This window comes from Streptomyces sp. S3(2020), from assembly GCF_013044505.1.
Taxonomy (GTDB): Bacteria; Actinomycetota; Actinomycetes; order Streptomycetales; family Streptomycetaceae; genus Streptomyces.
On record NZ_JABERD010000087.1, the window covers coordinates 19387 to 37150 of the forward strand.

Sequence of the window (17764 nt, forward strand, 5' to 3'; positions counted from 1 at the left end):
GCGCGCGTGATGTGAAGGGCCGGACGGGTGCCGTCCGGCCCTTTGCCGTGGTGCGGCAGGATCTCCGGCATGCATGTGTATGAAGATCCCGCCACCTGGGCTCCCGAACGGGTGCGGCCCAAGGGGCAGTTGGTGTTCCGTTTCGTCCTCACGGTCCTGTACACGCCCGTGCAGATCGTGATGTGGCTCGTGGCGCTCGTCGTCTTCCTGGCGATCTGCCTGATCACGGAGGTCATCACCGTGTTCAGCAGCTCCTACGAGCGGGGCCTCTTCAAGGCCGGGGACCGCGTACTGGACCCGTTGTCGAAGTGGCCCGCCTGGTGTGTCAGCTGGCCGGAGATGCGGCACGAGGGCGACATCGCGTACTACCGGGCGCGGGTCGAGAGGGTGGTCGGCCGCTGGACCGAGAAGGCCTCGGCCCCGCGCGTCCCCAAGAAGCCGCGGCCGCCGGTCGAGTGTGCGATTCCGCTGCGCGACTACCGGGGCGTGGGCGGTGCGTACGTCGCCCAGGTCGCTGTCGCACAGGGCTGGGAGCCGCGGCCGACGGATGTGCGCAAGGAGGTGCGTCTGTGGTGGTCCGCCGCATCACACATTGATTGAATCAATGTTGATTTGATCAATAGTGCATAGTGAAGTCATGACTGGGGTGATGCGCGGAGGCGCTCTTCAGGCGCGGCTTCCGGTACGGGAGTTGGCGCGCGCCTGTGTCGACGCGTGCGCGCTGGCCGCCGCCGGACTGGGGGCACGGCGGGCCGGGCTCGACGAGGTGCCCGCCGTGCGGGTGGACGACGGCGCCGTCGCGACGGCGTTCACGAGTGAGCGGCATCTGTTGGTCGATGGTCGGGCACCGGTCACCTTCGCCCCACTGTCGCGGTTCTGGCGGACCGCGGACGGGTGGGTGCGCACCCACGCCAACTATCCGCACCACCGGGAGCGGCTGCTCAGGGTGATGGGTCCGCCGGACACCCTTGAGGAGGCCTTCGCCGAGCGGTCCGCCCTGGAGGTCGAGGAAGCCGTGTACGCGGCCGGCGGCCTCGCCGTCGCACTGCGGACGCCACAGGAGTGGAAGGCGCACCCCCAGGCCGTGGCGGTGGCCGCGCGGCCGTTGGTCGAACGCGGGCGGCTCGACTCCGCACGCGCGCGTGCGTTCACTCCCCTCGAAGGCACTCCGCTTGAAGGCGCTCCCCTGCTGCCCGCCGCCGGGGTGCGCGTCCTGGACCTGACGCGGGTCGTCGCGGGGCCCGTCGCCACCCGCACGCTCGCCCTGCTGGGCGCGGACGTCCTACGGGTGGACTCTCCGAAGTCTCCCGAACTCCCCGACCAGCACGCCGACACGGGCTTCGGGAAACGGTCGGCGACCCTGGACCTGGCGGTCGACCGGCGCGCCTTCGACGAGTTGCTGAGCGCCGCGGACGTGGTCGTCACCGGGTACCGGCCGGGCGCCCTGGACCGGTTCGGGCTGTCCGCGCGGGCGCTGGCGGAGCGGCGGCCGGGCATCGTCGTGGCGCAGTTGTCGGCCTGGGGCGCGTTCGGGCCCTGGCGTGAGCGGCGCGGGTTCGACAGTCTCGTGCAGGTGGCGACCGGGATCGCGGTGGTGGAGGGGTCGGTGGAGCAGCCGGGGGCGCTGCCCGCGCAGGCCCTCGACCACGGCACGGGGTACCTGCTGGCGGCGGAGGTGCTGCGGGCGCTGGCCGAGCAGTCGGACGAGGGTGGCAGCCGGTTCGTACGGCTGGCTCTGGCCCGGACGGCGGCATGGCTGATGAACGACATCGCGGCCGATCCCCACGGGGGTGCTCCGTACGGCGGGCCCGATGCCTGGCTCGCCGAGACGGACAGCGGGATCGGGCGGCTGCGGTACGCCCTGTCCCCCGTGTCCTTCGCGGGCGGGCCGGTGGGCTGGGCGCGGCCGCCCGGTCCCTGGGGTGCCGATCCGGCGCGCTGGGGGTGAGCGGCGGTCGGCCGGAAGACGTACCCGTGGGCGGAATGCCGTACCGCCAGTTGTTTTCCTGGACTTGCCCTGTTCTGCGACGGCTGGTGAAGATCTTGAGGTGACCTTGATGAGACCCGGCACCGAGGCGGCCGACACAGGTGGGCCGCCGACGCGTCGGCCCGGTACCGGCCGGGCCGTCGCGGTCCTCGTCCTGGTGGCCCTCGGCGCGCTGATCCCGCTGCTCGGCCCGTCCACCGCGCTGCACGGCACCGGGGAGGCCGCGGCGCCCGGCGTCGGCGGCATCGCGCTGCTGCGGGCGGTGCTGTTCGCGGCGCTGTGCGTCCCGGTGGGCGAGCTCTTCGTGAACCGGCTGGCCCGTTCCGTGCCCGGCGCTCCCCCGGCCGCACCGCGCAGCTGGGCCCCGTACGCGGCCGCCGCCGGTTTCGTCGCCGCGCTGGGGCTCGCGTCGGTCGTGGCGACCGGCAACCTCGTGCCGCACAGCCTCGCCGACATCGACGTCGGCGGCCTGTACGAGTCCCGGGACGGCAAGCTCGCGCTCATCGAGGTCAACGCGTTCCTCGTGGCGGGCCTGTGCGCCCGTTCGGCCCGCCCCGCCGCACAGGTCTGGCCGCTGGCCGCGGTCGTCGCGGCAGAGGCCCTGCGGGCGCATCCCGCGACCGAGCAGAGCCCGTTGATCGGGTCGGGGCTGACACTCGTCCATCTGACCTGTGCGGCGCTGTGGGTGGGCGGGCTGCTGTACGCGCTGCGGACGCTGCGCCGGTGGGGGCCGACGGAAGCGGGCGCTGCTCTGCTGGGCCGCTACGCGCGCGTGGCCGTCGTCCTGCTCGCCGTGATCACCGCCACCGGGGTGTGCAGCACGCTGCGCCGGATGCCGCCGGGCACGGTCCTGGACCAGCTGACGGCGACCGCGTACGGGCGTGTGCTGCTCGCCAAGGTGCTGCTCGTGGCCGTGGTCGCCGCGCTCGCCCTGTGGGCGCGGTTCCGGCTGCGCCGGGCGCCCGACCCGCTGACCGCCTGCTCCCCCGCGCGGGCGGAGGTCGTCGCGCTGGGCGTGGTGGTCGTGGTGTCGGGGCTGCTGACGGCGCTGCCGGTGCCGATCCGCTGGTGAGCCGCCCTGGGGAGGGTCAGTGGGCGACGAGCACCTTGAGGGCCGTCCGCTCGTCCATCGCCTTGTAGCCGGCCGGAACGTCCTCCAGGCCGAGGGTCAGGTCGAAGACGGGCGACGGGTCGATGGTGCCGTCCAGGACGTCGGCCAGCAGCTCCGGGATGTACGCCCGGACCGGCGCGACACCGCCGCGCAGCGCGATGTTCCGGTCGAACATGACACCCAGGTCGATCCCGGTGCCGCTGCCGTGCGGCACGCCCACCCAGCCGATGGTGCCGCCGTCACGCGTGATGTCGACCGCGGTACGCATGGACTGCTCGGTGCCGACGGCCTCGACGACGGCGTGCGCGCCCTGCCCCCGGGTGAGTTCACGGAGGGCCTCGACCGCCGCGTCCCCGCGCTCGGCGACGACGTCGGTGGCGCCGAAACGGCGGGCGATGTCGGTACGGGCCCGGTGGCGCCCGAGCGCGATGATCCGCTCGGCGCCCAGCCGCTTGGCGGCGAGCACCGCGCACAGGCCGACGGCCCCGTCGCCGACGACGGCGACCGTGGCCCCCGCGCGGGCTCCGGCGCCGAGGGCGGCGTGGTGGCCGGTGCCCATGACGTCGGACAGGCTCAGCAGGGCGGTCAGCAGACGGTCGTCGGAGGCCGCGTCCTTGGGCAGCTGGACGAGGGTGCCGTCGGCGAAGGGCACGCGCACGGCCTCGCCCTGGCCGCCGTCGTAGCCGACGGAGCCCCAGAAGCCGCCGTGCTCGCAGGAGGTGTTCAGACCCTCGCGGCAGTAGTCGCAGACACCGTCGGACCACATGAAGGGCGCGACGACGAGGTCGCCGCGGCGGACGGTGCCCACCTCGGAACCGGTCTCCTCGACGACGCCGAGGAACTCGTGCCCGATGCGCTGCCCCGGCTGCCGGGTGGCCGTGCCGCGGTACGCCCACAGGTCGCTGCCGCAGATGCAGGAGCGCAGCACGCGGACGACGGCGTCGGTGGGCAGCTGGACCACGGGGTCGGGCACGTCCTCCACGCGCATGTCGAAGGGGGCGTGGATGGTGGTGGCGCGCATGGCGAGGATCCTTCTCGTCTCTGGTGGTACGTGCGCTCAGGGGGTGGTCGAGCGCACTTCACCGTACGCCGACTCCCGCGGCCGTCGCTCGCCGAGTACCCCGGTGACCAGCAGTGACTGCGCGGCCATGTAGGTGAGCATGATCCACAGGTCCGGTCGGGGCGGCTGGGGCCACTGCGCGACGCCGGTCGCGATGAGACTGTCCGAGAGCACGAAGAGCGCGCCGCCGAGCCCGGCGAGAAGGCCGAGCCGGGTCGCGGCCGTGTACGCCATGGCGGTGAGCAGCAGGCTGTACCCCGCGACCGGGACGCGCAGGTCGGCGGGCAGGTCGGGCCAGAGCAGGGCGACGGTGGCGACGAGGACGGTGCCGTAGGCGGGGGCGAGGAAGGCACTGCGCGCGCGTGTCTCGTCGTACGACCTGAAGAGCGCGAGGTAGCAGAGGTGCCCGGCGGCGAAGGAGCCCATCCCGGCGAAGAAGGCGGGCTCGGCGTCGAGGAGGAGCAGGGTGTCGCCGCCCCAGCCGCACAGCAGGGCGGCGATCAGCAGCCGGGGTGCGCCGCGGGATGCCGCGTATGCGGCGAGGAGCGGCATCAGGAGGGGTTTGGCGACGGTGTGCCCGGTGTCCCAGCCGGCGGCCAGACAGACCAGGTCGACGACGGCCGCGAGGGCGAAGGCCGCTGCGAGTGGGCGTCTCACGCGGGCACGGTCTCCTCGGCCGGTTCCGCCACCGGCGCCGGCTTCCACCCCGGCCCCCGGAACACCCGCCCGGCGCGCTCGCGCCAACTGTGCGCCGCCTTGATGTCCTTGACGATCGACACGTACTCATGAGTGGCGACCTTGATCGGGTTGAACGTGTCGATGTTCTTGGTCAACCCGTACACAGGCCGTTCGGTCTCGGCGACGAACGATCCGAAGAGCCGGTCCCAGACGATGAGGATGCCGCCGAAGTTGCGGTCCAGATAGCCGCCCTGGGAGGCGTGGTGGACCCGGTGGTGGGAGGGCGTGTTGAAGACGGACTCGAACCACCGGGGCATCTTGTCGATGCGCTCGGTGTGGATCCAGAACTGGTAGACGAGGTTCGCCGAGGAGCAGAAGGCCAGGGCCGCGGGGTGCACACCGGCGGCGATCAGGGGCACGTAGAACGGCCACACGGTCAGCGTGGTCCACGGCTGGCGCAGCGCGGTGGTGAGGTTGAACTTCTCGCTGGAGTGATGGACCACGTGACAGGCCCACAGGATGCGGATGACGTGGTGGCCGCGGTGCGACCAGTAGTAGAAGAAGTCCTGCGCGAGCAGCATCAGCGGGATCGTCCACCACAGCACAGGCACGCGCAGCGGCGTGAGTTCGTGGAGCGCGGTGTAGATCGCGACGATCGGGATCTTCCAGAGGAAGTCGAAGGCGAGGCTTCCCAGTCCCATGCCGACGCTGGTCGCGGCATCCTTCGTCTCGTATCCGGCGGCGTCCTCATCGGGATGGATACGGACGCTGATCACCTCGACCACGGTGAGCAGCACGAAGGCGGGTATCGACCACAGCACGACATCGGGCAGGTTCGGCATGCTCGCACCGTAGAACCGCCGGTGGGCCACGGCTAGACGTTGTTACCGACAAGTATTACCGGGGGTACGCGCTTACTTGTTGGTGATCTCCACCAAAGCCACTACCAGCGGTTTCAGACTCCGGCCGCCCCCAGCAGCGTCCCCGCCGCATAGGTCACCCCCATCGCCAGCGCCCCGCCGGCCACGTTCCGCAGCATCGCGCGGGCGGGCGCCGCGGCGCCGAGGCGGGCGCTGCTCCAGCCGGTGAGGGCGAGGGCGGCGAGGACCGAGACGATGGTGACCGTGAGGCGCCAGGCGGACGGCGGAAGCACCATCGCCAGGAGCGGGAGCAGGGCGCCGGCGGTGAAGGCCAGGAAGCTCGCCCACGCGGCGTGCCAGGGGTTGGTCAGCCGGTCGGGGTCGATACCGAGCTCCACGCGTGCGTGGGCGCGCAGTGCGTCCCGCGCGGTGAGCTGTTCGGCGGCCTCCATGGCCACGTCTCGGGACAGTCCGCGTTCCTGGAGGAGTTCGGTGAGCTCCTCCAGTTCGGCCTCGGGCTGCTCGCGCAGCTCCCTCTTCTCGACGGCGAGTGCGGCCTTCTCCGAGTCCCGTTGGGTGGAGACGGAGACGTACTCCCCGGCCGCCATCGACATCGACCCCGCGAGCAGCCCTGCCAGGCCCGCCGTCAGGAGGGCCGAGCGGTCGTCCGTGGCGCCGGCGACGCCGACGACGAGGCCCGCGGTGGACACGATGCCGTCGTTGGCTCCCAGGACGGCCGCCCGCAGCCAGTTCAGCCGCTCGGCGAGCGCGCCGCCGTGGGCCTCGTCATGCGTGGGTTCGGTCACAGACGGGAGGATCGCACCCCGGGCGCCACCGGAGCCGGACCGACGCACGCCGACCCGGCCCGGCACTCCCCCGGTTCCGCAGGGCCTCACCAGACCCGTACCGACGCCCCCTTCGCGAACACCGGGCTCGTCGCGTCCGGCGGTGGCTCGGTGAGCGGCTCGGCGATCTCCTCGACCGTCGGGCCGACCTTCGCCGCGATGGGGTCGAGGAGGTCCAGGTCGAAGCCGTACACGCGCGCGGCGTTGCCGCCGACCATCGCGGCGACCTCCGCGCGGGGCACGTGCGCGTAGGCGAACCTCAGGCCTTCGCGCGAATACGGATACGTCCCCTCGTCGTGCGGGTAGTCGCTCCCCCACATGATCTTGTCGACGCCGATCCGGTCGCGCAGCGGCACCTCGTGCGGCCGCATGAAGCTGGCGCCGACGAAGCAGTTGTCGCGCCACACCTCGGAGGGCGCGTCGCCCATCCGGGCGGCCAGGCCCGCGCCGAACTTGGACTCCGCCGTGGACGCCCGTGTCGCGGCGGCGACCAGGCGCCCGTGGTAGTAGTCCAGCATCTCCAGCACACCCGGGATCCACCCCGAACCCTGCTCGGTGAGCACGAGCCTCAGCTCCGGGTACCGGCGGAAGGCACCGCCGAACACCAGGTGCCACAGCGCCCGGTGCGAGAACCAGGTGGTCTCGACCATGAAGACCGCGCGGGCCGCCGGTTCGTCGCCGAGCGGCGGGGAGGCCGAGCCCGCGTGGTGGTTGACGGGGACGCCGAGTTCCGCGCAGACGGCCCAGATGGGGTCGTACGTCGACGAGTAGAGCTCCGGGAGGCCGCTGCCCGGCGGAGTGCCCGGCAGCAGCAGGCCGCCCTTGAGGCCCGCCTGGACGGACCGGCGGATCTCCTCGACGGCCTCCTCGACGTCGTTCAGGAGGATCTGGAAGACGCCCGCCCGCCGCCCCGGGGCCGCCGCGCAGAAGTCCGCCAGCCAGCGGTTGTGGGCGCGCAGACCGGCCCAGCGCCGCTCGAACTCCCCCGGGTCCGGTGCGGGCGCCATGAGGGAGCCCGACGGGAAGAACGGCGGGATGGTGTTGGGGAACACCACCTCCGCGACGATCCCGTCCTCCTCCAGCTCCGCGAGCCGCCGCTCGGAGTTCCAGTTCTTGTCGGCCGTGTCGGCGAGCAGGTCCTCGTAGGGATTGACGTACGTCGCCGCCCACGCGTCGAACTCGTCGTGGTACCGCCGCTCCAGATAGGGCTTGTAGTCCAGCAGGTCGGCGCCCGCATGGCAGTCGGCCGAGATGACCGTGTAGCGCTCCTCGCCCACGGAACTCATGGCGTCACCCCCAGGGTCGGGAAGTCATGGTCCGTCAGCCAGTGCCGGCCGACCTCGCGCGAGCGCGCCCAGGACGCCTCCACGGCCGTCTGGTCGGCGGACTGGCCCAGGTCGGCGGGGGTGGGGCCGATACGGCGGGCGAGCGGGGTCAGCTTCGCCACGTCGAAGCCGAAGACCTCCGCCGCGGCCTGCCCCAGCATGCGGCGGGTCTCCGTCACCGGGATGTCGTGGAAGGTGCGCTTCAGCCACGCGCGCGTGTCGGGCCAGGTGCCCTCGGGGTGCGGGAAGTCGCTGCCCCAGAGGATGTTGTCGACGCCGATCTCGTAGCGCTGGGCGAGTTCACGGCGCTTGGTGTTGGTCGCGCAGACGAAGACCTGCCGGTCGAGGTACTCGTGGGGCGGGCGCCTCACCTCCTGGAAGGGCGAGAGCTTCTTGCCGCCGTGTGCGCCGAGGTAGAGGCGGTCCATGAACCACAGCAGGTTCGGGAGCCACCAGCAGCCCGACTCGGCGACACCGAACCTCAGCCCCGGGTGGCGTTCGAAGACGCCCGACCAGAGCAGGAACCACAGCGGACGGGCGGGCCACCAGGTGACCTCGGAGACGAAGATCCCGAGGTGGTCGCCGTACTCGTGGCGCGGCGCGGCACCGGAGTGGGTCATCACCGGCATCCCGCACTCGGCGGCCGCCGCCCACACCGGGTCGTAACGGTGGTCGTGGTAGGGCTCCTTGTCTACCCACATGGACGGGATCATCAGCGCGCCGAGCCCGGACTCCCTGGCCCGGTACACCTCGGCGACGACCCGCTCGGTCGGGGCGGTGACCGGCAGCAGGGCGACCCCACAGTGCCGTTCGGGGTGCTCGGAGACGAAGTCGGCCAGCCAGCGGTTGTGCGCCTGGGCGCCCGCCATGCCGAGCTCGGGGTCGTGATCGCCGGAGAGCCCGAGCCCCACGCCGAAGGGCGCGGCGGTCTGGCTGTCGACCGCGTCGGCGTCCGGGAAGACGACCTCGGCGGCCACCCCGTCGCCGTCCAGCTCCTTGAGCCGCTGGGCGGTCTCCCAACCCCCGCGCAGGCCCTCCTCGTTGTCCTGGAACCACTTGCTGGCGAACGCCTCGTTGCGGATGCCGAGCCGGGTCATCTCCTCGCGGCGCCGGTCGCGTCCGGCGAGGAAGTCGTCGAACTCCCGGTGGAATCGGGAGTCCAGATAGGGCCGGTACTCCTCGGTGGGCAGTCCGGCGTGGCAGTCGGAGGAGATGATCAGGTACGGGTCGTCCTGGTCGGTCATCGAGACCCCCTAGGTCCGGTCGGTCCAGTCAGTCCAGGATGAAGTTCTCTAGGTACGACGGGTTCGCGCGGTCGAGCATCGACTGCGCCCGCGCCCTGATCTGGGCGTCACTGTGCTCGCTCGGCGGCAGGATCCAGAAGCGGTCGGCGCGGATGCCGTCGACCACGGTCTCGGCCACCTCCTCGACCGGCGTGAACTCCACCTCCCGGCCCGCCTCCCGCATCGCGGTCTCCCACTGGTCGAGGCTGCGGTACGGCGTCCTGCGCGGCCGCTCCTTGGCGTACCGCTCGGGCCGGTTGCGGTGCGACTCCCACAGGCCCGTGCGGAGCATGTGCGGGCCGGGGAAGAGGACGGAGGCGCCCACGCGTGCGTGCTCGGCCTTCAGATGGGCGTACAGGGACTCGGTCATCGTCACGACGGCCGCCTTGGTGACGGCGTACACGGAGGCGGTGGGGAGCGGGGCGATGCCACCGTCGCCGGAGGACGTGTTGACCACATGACCGGGCTGACCCGACTTGATCATGTGAGGGACGAACGCCTGGACGCCGTGGAAGACGCCCCACACATTGACGGAGAACGCCCACTTCCAGTCGTTCGGTTCGTGCTCCCACATCCGGCCCTCGGCGCCCGAGCCGACCCCGGCGTTGTTGCACAGCACATGGACGGCCCCGTACGTCCCGTAGGCGAAGTCCGCCAGCTCCAGGACCTGTTCGCGCTCACCGACGTCCACCACGCGCGCGTGCACGTCCGCACCGTCCGCGCGGAGGCCCGCCACGGCCTTCTCCAGGGCGCCCTCCTCGACATCGGCGAGGACGACCTTCAGCTTCCCGGCGGCGAACCGGCGGGCCATCGCGAGGCCGAGGCCGCTCGCCGCGCCGGTGACCACGGCGACCTGTCCTTCTCTGAGGTCCATCACGTACTCCCCTCGGGGGGCGCGTCGAGGACCTGCGCCGGATCGTCGTAGCGCTGGTGGATGTACGGCAGCAACGCCTGCGCGTCGACCCGCTCGACCACCTTGCCCCGCTGGTCGCTGGTCTTCTCGCCGATGGTGATCTCGACGAGGCGGCGGACCGGGAGGTCGGCGACCGGGTCGTACATCGACTCGCGCAGGACGACGTCGCCGGTGATCCGTTCGAGCTTGCGGACCTTCTCGTTGCGCAGGCAGTGCACGAGGACCGGGTCGGCCTCGAAACCCGAACCGTCCACGGCGGGCAGGAACTTGAAGTAGAAGTCGGTCTTCTGGACCGGTTCCGGCAGCGGCAGCTCGCCGGCGACCGCGCCGCGCACCTCGGCGAAGGCGATGCCATGGCGGGCGAGGAACGCGCGGACGACCAGGCCGTCGCGCTCGACGACCACCTCGCCGAGCTTCTTGGGTTCGCCGAAGACCTCGCGACCGCCGACGAGGGCCCGTTCGTGGGTCATCGGCATGACGAGGGGATACCAGCCCTCGACGCCGTCATGGGCCGCGGCGACCGCGAACGAGCCGGCGCCGAGCGGATATCCGGGCAGGTCGACCTTGCTGATGTTGACCCGGGCCAGCGGCCGGGCCGTGGGTTTCAGGGGTGGTGGCAGGACCGCCGCGACCGCGTCCGGGTCGGTCTCCCAGATCGCCACCACGCCGGTGGACCAGATGTCCGGGAGCCTGGAGCTCGCGGTGCGCGCGGCGGCGATCTCCGCCTCGGTCCGTGCGCCGTACCGTACGCGTGCCATGTCGTACCGCCCTTCTTCTGATGGGCCGTCACCTGTAACACAGTTACAGCACCCGCCCCGCGGGGTAAATACGCGTGCACGAGCCGGACTTGGGGGCAGCATGGCGAGACCGTCGCTCACCCGGGACGAGATCCTGGACACGGCCGCGAACCTGGTGAGGCAGCACGGCCCCGAGGCGCTGACGATGCGCAAGCTCGCCGCCGAGCTGGGCACCGCCGTGACCTCGATCTACTGGCATGTCGGCAACCGGGAGTCGTTGCTGGACGCGCTCGTCCAGCGGACCGTGGCCGATCTGGGCGAGTTCCGGCCGGTCGGGCGCACCCCCGTCGAGCGGGTCGTCTCGGTGGCCCGCATCCTGCGCCGGCGGCTGCGCGCCCATCCGCATCTGATCGCGATGGTCCACGAACGCGGCCTGACCGAGCGGATGTTCCTGCCCGCGCGGCAGGCGCTGGTGCGCGAGGTGCACGCGGCCGGACTGCGCGGCCCCCGGGCGGTGGAGGCGGTGCGGGCGGTGCAGTTCCAGGTCGTGGGCTTCGTCCTCGTGGAACGCAACCGGGAGCGCGCGCCCGCGCAGCGGCCCGCCGAGGAGACGACCGCGTACGACGACCCGGAGCTCGCCCGTGCCTTCGCCCGGCCGGTGAACGAGGAGCGGCTGTTCGTCACGTCCGTACGGGCGCTGACGCGATCACTGCTCGAAGACAAGTGACCCGAGAACAAATAAGTGGCGTCGCACAGACGCGCTCTCCTACATTCGTGATCGCGGGGGCGGCTCCGCAAGCGTGCTTCCTTCTCCCTTTCCGACGCTGACAGCGCGCTCACTCCCCGCCTCCCGCCTCTCTTCTTCCTCTCTTCCTTCCCGCCGGGGGCCTCCGCTTGTCCGTACTGTCGTCCGTGCTGCTCCGCCGCCTTCGTACCGTCTACGTCGACCAGGCCGGGCCCCGCCCGGGCGACCCGTCGACGGCGCCAGGGCTCGTCGCGCTCGAAGCCGAGCTGCTGGACCGGGGATTCGCGCCGACGGCGGAGCTGCGCACGGCGCTCGCCTGGCTGGGGCCCACCGGGCTCGGGGACGCGGGCCGGCAGCTGATCCGGCACATCGACGCCGAACTGGGCGCGGACCGCACCCATATGCCGATGTTCCGCAGCTTCCCGGCCTCGGTGCCGGACGACACGTTCCAGCTGTTCGTCGACCGCATCTTCACCCTGCTGCTCCAGTGGCCGGCCCAGCCGTGTGTGCTGTGCGGCACGGTGGGCAGCGTGCACGCGGTGTCGCCGTGCGCGCATCTGGTGTGCCGGGAGTGCTGGGACGGCACGGACTACGCGGGCTGCCCGATCTGTCATCGCCGTATCGACCGGGCCGATCCCTTCCTGAAGCCGGAGCGGCCGCGCCAGGAGCGTGAACTCGCCGTCGGGCCGCTGAAGTTGCTCACGCTCGGCATCGACGCGAAGGCGGACGCGGTCCGGGCCCTGCTGAAGCTGCTGGCCCGGCGCACCCCGCTGCCGCCGCAGGACCGGGACGACGTGAAGATCCTGCTGTCGCACGCGCCGGCCGGTCTCGACTGGTTCCCGGCGGACATCCCGGTGCGCGGGACCAAGGCGCTGGTCCTCGGCACGCTGCTGCTCGACCGGCACACGCGCGTGCGGGCGACCGAGCTCCTGGCCACGCATCTGACGACCGCGACGGACGTGCTGCGGCTGCTGTGCGTGTGGTCCGGCGGCGAGGCCGACCTGCTCGATCCTCCCCGTATGCGCTCCCTGCCGCGCGCGCTGCGCCGGCAACTGCTCGGCCTGCTCGACGGTCTGGCGATGCCGTCGCTGGTCGAGGACGTGCTGCGGCACCCGGGCGCGTGGAAGCGCGCCGCCGAGATCCTGCACCCGTACGAGCGGCACGCGCGCCACCCGAAGGCCGCGCTCGCGTTCGCCGTCCTGCGCGCCACGGACACCTCCGAGGGCGCGCTCGGCGAGGCGCTGCTGCGGACCGCCGCCGAGCACCCGGACGCGGTGCGGGTCGACGGTGTCCGCGTCAAGCCGGCCACCTGGACGGCACACGTCGAACAGGCGCTGCACGAGAAGGACATGACGGCCGCCCTGGAGCTGCTCGCCCGGCGGCCGGGCGAACTGCTGCGCAGGCTGGACCATCTGCTGCGGCTGCGCGAACTCGACGCGCTGCCGCAGGGGTTCGGGGACGTCCTGCGCCGTGTGCTGCCCAAGGCGGGACCGGGTCCGCTGCTGGCCGCGCTCGGCCGGATGCGGATCCGTCATCTCCCGGGAGGGCGGCGGGTGTTCTTCCCGCGCGGGCAGGTGACCCACTCCTTCACGATCGACGACACGCGCGTGCCGCTGTCGTCGGCGGTGACGGACGAGGTGTGCGCGCTGCTGGAGGCGGAGGCGCTGCGCCGCCTCTCCGACGGGCCTCGGCTCGACCTGGCCGTACTGGACTCGGCACTCACCGGCCTCGCGGTGCCGGCCGCCGAGAGCGCCGCTTCCAAGGCCCTCGTCACCGTGCCGCGCGGCAGCACCCAGCCGCTGCCCGAGGGGGAGGTCCTGCGGCTCTTCCTGCACTGGACGGAGCCCGCCGGCACCCGGGTGGACCTGGACCTGTCGGTGGCGCTGTACGACGGGGACTGGGAGTTCGCGGGTCTGTGCGACTACACCAGCCTGGTCCACGAGGGCCGTTCGGCGGTCCACTCCGGCGATCTGACCTCGGGGCCCGCCCCGGACGGGGCGACCGAGTACGTCGACCTGGACCTCGGCGCGCTCGCCGACCGCGGGGTGCGGTTCGCGCTGCCTGTCGTCTTCAGCTTCAACGACGTCCCGTTCGAGGCGCTCCTGGACGCCTTCGCCGGCTTCATGGCGCTGCCGTCCGCCGCCCTGGGTGACCGTGACGCGTCCTACGACCCGCGTACGGTCCGTCAGCGGTACGACCTGGTGGGCGACTCGCGCATCCACGTCCCGATGCTGGTCGACCTGGAGCACCGCACGTTCCTGTGGACCGACCTGCATCTGCCGGCCGCCGAGGGCTTCCACAGCCTGTACGCGCACGGGGCCGACCTGGGACGGGTCGCCGAGGACCTGCACCAGTACTTCTCCTGCGGCCGTACGACCCTGTGGGACCTGGCCGTGTGGCGGGCGGCCGCGCGGGGCGACGAGGTCGCGGTGGTACGACGCGCACCGCATCCGCGCACGGTGGACGAGCTCTGGCGCTACCGGCGGCACGCTGGGGAGCCGGACACGGAGTTCGCGGCACGCGTGCGTGCCCTGGAGCCGCCGGAGAGCCGGCAGCCGTCCGAGGACGCCGACGCCCTCGCGGGTGAAGCGGCCGCGAAGAAGCACGTGTTCCTCGCACTCGTCCACGGCGGAGTGGCTCCCGCGGGCGCGACCGGGTCGGCGTACCGGCTGCTGCCGGGTCCCGTCGACGGCTGCGGACTGGAGGTGCTGACGGCGGGTGATCTGGTGGCGGCGCTGGGGTGAGGGGGGAAGTGCCGGGCGCCGAGCCAGTGTTGCGTCTCCCATGCCGGTCCATGGCACACGGCCGGGTGCGCGCGGCGCTGTCAGTGGGGGCCCGTATCCTCAGGGACCATGCTCGAAGACCAGACGACCGCAGCGTCCTCCCCCACGATGTGGCCGGCCGCGTATCCGCAGGGGTACGCGGTCGTCGACGTGGAGACCACCGGCCTCGCCCGGGACGACCGGATAATCTCCGCGGCCGTCTACCGGCTGGACGCGCGCGGCGAGGTCGAGGACCACTGGTACACGCTGGTCAACCCGGAGCGCGACCCCGGCCCGGTGTGGATCCACGGTCTGACGAGCGATGTGCTTCGGGGCGCGCCCCTCTTCCAGGACATCGTCGAGGAGTTCTCGACCCGGCTGGACGGCCGGGTGCTCGTCGCGCACAACGCGGTCTTCGACTGGCAGATGATCGCGCGGGAGTACGCGCGTGCGGAGCGCGAGGCACCGGTGCGGCAGCGGCTGTGCACCATCGCGCTGTCCAAGGAGCTCGCCCTGCCGCTGCCCAACCACAAGCTGGCCTCGCTGGCCGCCCACTTCGGCGTCGTTCAGCAGCGCGCGCACCACGCGCTCGACGACGCGCGCGTGCTCGCGGAGGCGTTCCGGCCGAGCCTGCTGGCGGCGGCCGAGGGCGGCGTACGGCTGCCGCTGCACGAGTGCCGGCCGCTGACCGAGTGGACGGACCGGGCCGTGCCCCGCCAGCAGCAGCCGTCGAGTTACAGCAGTTACCGGCCGACCAGTTGGCGCCCTGCCCGCAAAAGGCCCGCATGCCCCTATCCCAACCCAGGGCGTTACGAAGAGGGCAAACCGCTCAAGCAGGGCATGCGCATCGCCTTCTCCGGGGACACCTCGACCGAGCGCGACCTCCTGGAGGACCGCGCGATCGAGGCCGGGCTGCACATCGCCACCAGCATCTCCCGGCTGACCAGTCTGCTCGTCACCAACGACCCGGACTCGGGCACGTCGAAGGTGGTCAAGGCCCGGCAGTTCGGCACGCCGGTCGTCGACGAGGCGGCCTTCGGGCAGCTCCTCGGCAATGTGGCGGCGGCGTCGGAGGGCTGACCGTACGGACGGGTGATTGCGCCGCGACTCGCCCGTCACCGTCTCGCCCGTGCCGGACCGACGGCTCACCCTGTGGCGCATGGCGACTTGTGAAGTATGCGGAAACAACTACGGCATGACCTTCGAGGTGCACGCACAGGGAGCGGTGCACGTCTTCGACTGCTTCTCCTGTGCGATCCACCGCATGGCCCCGATCTGCGAGCACTGTCGTGTGCAGATCATCGGCCAGGGCGTCGAGGTCGAGGGCCACTGGTTCTGCGGCGCCCACTGCGCCCGCGCGGAGGGAAAGGTGGGCATCGTCGACCGCGTCTGACCACACCCCTGTGCGAACACCCCATGACCCGAGTTGTACGGTCATGGGGTGTACCGCTTCCTGTTGTCCCGGCAGTGGGTGATCCTCACGCTGGTCGCCCTCGTTCTCATCCCCACGATGATCCGGCTGGGCATCTGGCAGATGCATCGCTACGAGGAGCGCAGCGCCCGCAATCAGCTGGTCTCCGACGCCCTGTCCGCCGACCCGGTGCCGGTGGAGAGGATGACGGCCGCCGGGCACACCGTCACCAGCAAGGAGCGGTACCGGTCGGTGTCCGCGACGGGTCACTTCGACACCGATGACGAGCTCGTCGTCCGCCGCCGCACCAACTCCGACGACGAGGTCGGCTACCACGTCCTGACCCCGTTCGTGCTGAACGACGGCAAGGTGCTGCTGGTCAACCGCGGCTGGGTCCCCACCGGTGCCACCCAGACCGCGTTCCCGAAGGTCCCGGCGCCGCCCGCGGGCGAGGTCACCGTCACCGGGCGGCTGATGCCCGACGAGACGACCGAGGCGAGCGGCATCAAGAACCTCAAGGGTCTGCCGGACCGCCAGATCATGCTGATCAACAGCGAGCAGGAGGCCCAGCGCCTCGGCAAGCAGGTCCTCGGCGGCTACATCGCCCTGACCACGCCCGAGCCCAAGGGCGACACCCCGGAGCTGCTCGGCAGGCCGGGCAAGGAGAACGCCCCGCTGAACTACGCGTACGCCTACCAGTGGTGGCTGTTCGCCGCGGGCGTCCCGATCGGCTGGGTCGTCCTGGTCCGGCGCGAGCTGCGGGACCGCCGGGAGGCGGCGGAGAAGGAAACGACGACGGAGGCGGAGCCGGCGACGGTCTGAGACGACCCACGCTCCTCCCCGACCAGTCCCCCCGATCCGCCACGTTCCTCCCCTACCGGTCCCGCCAGTAGAGAAACGTGCGCTCCGGCTCCGGCAGCAGCTCCCACGGATGCGTCGTCATATGGCGGCCGATACGCCGCAGGACGAGTGCCGCCTCGCTCGGACGGTGGGTGCGGACCAGGGCGAAGGCGAGGAGGTTGAGGTCGGCGACGGCCTCGGCGTGCGGCGTGGCGGCGGTGCGGAACCAGCCGGCCAGAGCCGTCTCGATCTCCTCGGTGGCCAGGGCCTCGTTCCAGTGGGCGTCGGCCCCGAGCCCTGTCCGCCCCCGCAGTTGCCGGTGCGCGACCAGTTCGACGCGGGCCGCCACGGGAAGCAGGGCCAGCGGTGATCCGTGCGGTGCGCGGGAGGCCGCGTGCCGGGCGAAGTCCGTCATGGCGGTGACCGTGCCGGGGCCGCGCGGGGACAGATGGCGCAGCAGCCGGTGGTAGGCGCCGCGGTGCCAGGGGGCACGGTTGACGGCCTCGGTCCACACGGGCACGGCGTCCCGGACCGGGACGGCGAACGCGTACATCAGATCCAGCAGGGCCAGCCACGGCACCGGGTCCTCGGGACAGGCCTCGGCGGCACGCAGGCAGGTCTGTTCCGCCTCCCGGGCGGCGGCCCACCCCTCGGAAGCGGCCCGCACGGACCGTACGCAGGCCCGCAGCGCCAAGGCGTCCGCGTCACCGGGCCGGTCCGCGGACCACCGCTCGCCGACCGCGGCCGGCAGCTCCCCGGCCAGTACGGACATCCGGTGCCAGCGGCGGTCCCAGTCGCGGCCCGTGTCGCGCAGCAGTTCGGCGACCGGCTGCCACAGGGGGCGGGTGCGGCCGGCGCCCAGACCGTGGAGTTGAGGGGTGGGGCGGAGCTCCGTCAGGGTCGTGTGCAGCTCGTCGTCGTCGAGTGCGGGGCGGACCAGCAGGGCGGAGCGGCGTCTGAACATCTCGGTCCCGGGTGAGTCGTCGGGGTGCGGGGCGGGTGGTGTGCCCGCCCCGCGGTCCCCGTGGAGGGTGTCAGCAGCAGCGGCCCTGCGGGTGGGCCTCCCGGTGGCGGGTGCGCAGCACCTGGTAGTCGCGCCGGCTCGGCACGGGGGCGAGCGGGTGGTGGCGCAGGTGGCGGGCGCGGTAGCGGTCGTACTCCGCCTCCCCGGTCAGCTCCCGCAGATACCAGCGGACGGCCCGCCCCC

General features: G+C 72.3%; 18 protein-coding genes. 8 read left to right on the top strand and 10 right to left on the bottom strand.

Annotation, left to right across the window (positions count from 1 at the left end):
- Positions 1 to 69: 69 nt before the first annotated feature.
- The 3 genes from HLK59_RS25975 (at position 70) to HLK59_RS25985 (ending at position 3059) form a co-directional block, all read left to right on the top strand.
- Positions 70 to 600 carry a hypothetical protein gene (locus HLK59_RS25975; protein WP_171143925.1) on the top strand — a complete coding sequence of 177 codons (531 nt, stop codon included), beginning with the start codon at positions 70 to 72 and terminating at the stop codon, positions 598 to 600.
- Positions 601 to 637: 37 nt separating this feature from the next.
- Positions 638 to 1948, top strand: coding sequence for a CoA transferase (locus tag HLK59_RS25980; RefSeq protein WP_171143926.1), 1311 nt, complete (start codon positions 638 to 640; stop codon positions 1946 to 1948).
- Positions 1949 to 2048: 100 nt separating this feature from the next.
- Complete coding sequence (locus HLK59_RS25985; protein WP_171143927.1) at positions 2049 to 3059, top strand: CopD family protein; 1011 nt, start codon at positions 2049 to 2051, stop codon at positions 3057 to 3059.
- A gap of 16 nt (positions 3060 to 3075) precedes the next feature.
- Here HLK59_RS25985 and HLK59_RS25990 read toward each other — a convergent pair whose 3' ends face one another.
- The 8 genes from HLK59_RS25990 to HLK59_RS26025 all read right to left on the bottom strand — a co-directional run bounded on the left by HLK59_RS25990 (position 3076) and on the right by HLK59_RS26025 (position 10820).
- A complete protein-coding gene (locus HLK59_RS25990) occupies positions 3076 to 4119 on the bottom strand; it encodes a zinc-dependent alcohol dehydrogenase family protein (RefSeq protein WP_171143928.1) in 1044 nt (347 codons plus the stop codon).
- Between the two features lie 36 nt (positions 4120 to 4155).
- On the bottom strand, positions 4156 to 4815 hold the full coding sequence (locus HLK59_RS25995; protein WP_346779812.1) for a lysoplasmalogenase: 660 nt from the start codon (positions 4813 to 4815) through the stop codon (positions 4156 to 4158).
- On the bottom strand, positions 4812 to 5678 hold the full coding sequence (locus tag HLK59_RS26000) for a sterol desaturase family protein (RefSeq protein ID WP_171143930.1): 867 nt from the start codon (positions 5676 to 5678) through the stop codon (positions 4812 to 4814). The genes HLK59_RS25995 and HLK59_RS26000 overlap by 4 nt, the downstream gene beginning before the upstream one ends.
- A 113-nt stretch (positions 5679 to 5791) precedes the next feature.
- The gene (locus HLK59_RS26005; protein ID WP_171143931.1) at positions 5792 to 6502 is read right to left on the bottom strand and encodes a VIT family protein; all 711 of its coding nucleotides are present in this window, start codon (positions 6500 to 6502) and stop codon (positions 5792 to 5794) included.
- An 86-nt stretch (positions 6503 to 6588) separates the two neighbouring features.
- Positions 6589 to 7827, bottom strand: a complete 1239-nt coding sequence (locus tag HLK59_RS26010) for an amidohydrolase family protein (protein WP_171143932.1) — start codon at positions 7825 to 7827, stop codon at positions 6589 to 6591.
- Positions 7824 to 9110 carry an amidohydrolase family protein gene (locus HLK59_RS26015; protein WP_171143933.1) on the bottom strand — a complete coding sequence of 429 codons (1287 nt, stop codon included), beginning with the start codon at positions 9108 to 9110 and terminating at the stop codon, positions 7824 to 7826. The genes HLK59_RS26010 and HLK59_RS26015 overlap by 4 nt, the downstream gene beginning before the upstream one ends.
- Before the next feature lie 28 nt (positions 9111 to 9138).
- Positions 9139 to 10023: an SDR family NAD(P)-dependent oxidoreductase gene (locus HLK59_RS26020; protein ID WP_171143934.1), complete on the bottom strand. Its 885-nt coding sequence runs from the start codon at positions 10021 to 10023 to the stop codon at positions 9139 to 9141.
- On the bottom strand, positions 10023 to 10820 hold the full coding sequence (locus HLK59_RS26025) for an acetoacetate decarboxylase family protein (protein WP_171143935.1): 798 nt from the start codon (positions 10818 to 10820) through the stop codon (positions 10023 to 10025). Before HLK59_RS26025 ends, HLK59_RS26020 begins: the two co-directional genes overlap by 1 nt.
- A gap of 100 nt (positions 10821 to 10920) precedes the next feature.
- Here HLK59_RS26025 and HLK59_RS26030 point away from each other — a divergent pair, with 100 nt between their 5' ends.
- From HLK59_RS26030 to HLK59_RS26050, 5 genes are all read left to right on the top strand, one after another.
- Positions 10921 to 11526 carry a TetR/AcrR family transcriptional regulator gene (locus HLK59_RS26030; protein WP_171143936.1) on the top strand — a complete coding sequence of 202 codons (606 nt, stop codon included), beginning with the start codon at positions 10921 to 10923 and terminating at the stop codon, positions 11524 to 11526.
- Positions 11527 to 11693: 167 nt separating this feature from the next.
- Positions 11694 to 14288: an MXAN_6230/SCO0854 family RING domain-containing protein gene (locus HLK59_RS26035; protein ID WP_171143937.1), complete on the top strand. Its 2595-nt coding sequence runs from the start codon at positions 11694 to 11696 to the stop codon at positions 14286 to 14288.
- Between the two features lie 108 nt (positions 14289 to 14396).
- A complete protein-coding gene (locus HLK59_RS26040; RefSeq protein WP_171143938.1) occupies positions 14397 to 15386 on the top strand; it encodes a DEDDh family exonuclease in 990 nt (329 codons plus the stop codon).
- Between the two features lie 79 nt (positions 15387 to 15465).
- Complete coding sequence (locus tag HLK59_RS26045) at positions 15466 to 15699, top strand: hypothetical protein (protein ID WP_079083468.1); 234 nt, start codon at positions 15466 to 15468, stop codon at positions 15697 to 15699.
- Between the two features lie 48 nt (positions 15700 to 15747).
- On the top strand, positions 15748 to 16539 hold the full coding sequence (locus tag HLK59_RS26050; RefSeq protein ID WP_171143939.1) for an SURF1 family protein: 792 nt from the start codon (positions 15748 to 15750) through the stop codon (positions 16537 to 16539).
- A 52-nt stretch (positions 16540 to 16591) separates the two neighbouring features.
- Here HLK59_RS26050 and HLK59_RS26055 read toward each other — a convergent pair whose 3' ends face one another.
- Together HLK59_RS26055 and HLK59_RS26060 are read right to left on the bottom strand one after the other, a co-directional pair.
- Positions 16592 to 17521 carry a hypothetical protein gene (locus tag HLK59_RS26055; protein ID WP_171143940.1) on the bottom strand — a complete coding sequence of 310 codons (930 nt, stop codon included), beginning with the start codon at positions 17519 to 17521 and terminating at the stop codon, positions 16592 to 16594.
- A 70-nt stretch (positions 17522 to 17591) separates the two neighbouring features.
- Positions 17592 to 17764 (bottom strand): YbdD/YjiX family protein (locus HLK59_RS26060; RefSeq protein ID WP_240982651.1); only part of this gene is annotated, 173 nt, incomplete at its 5' end.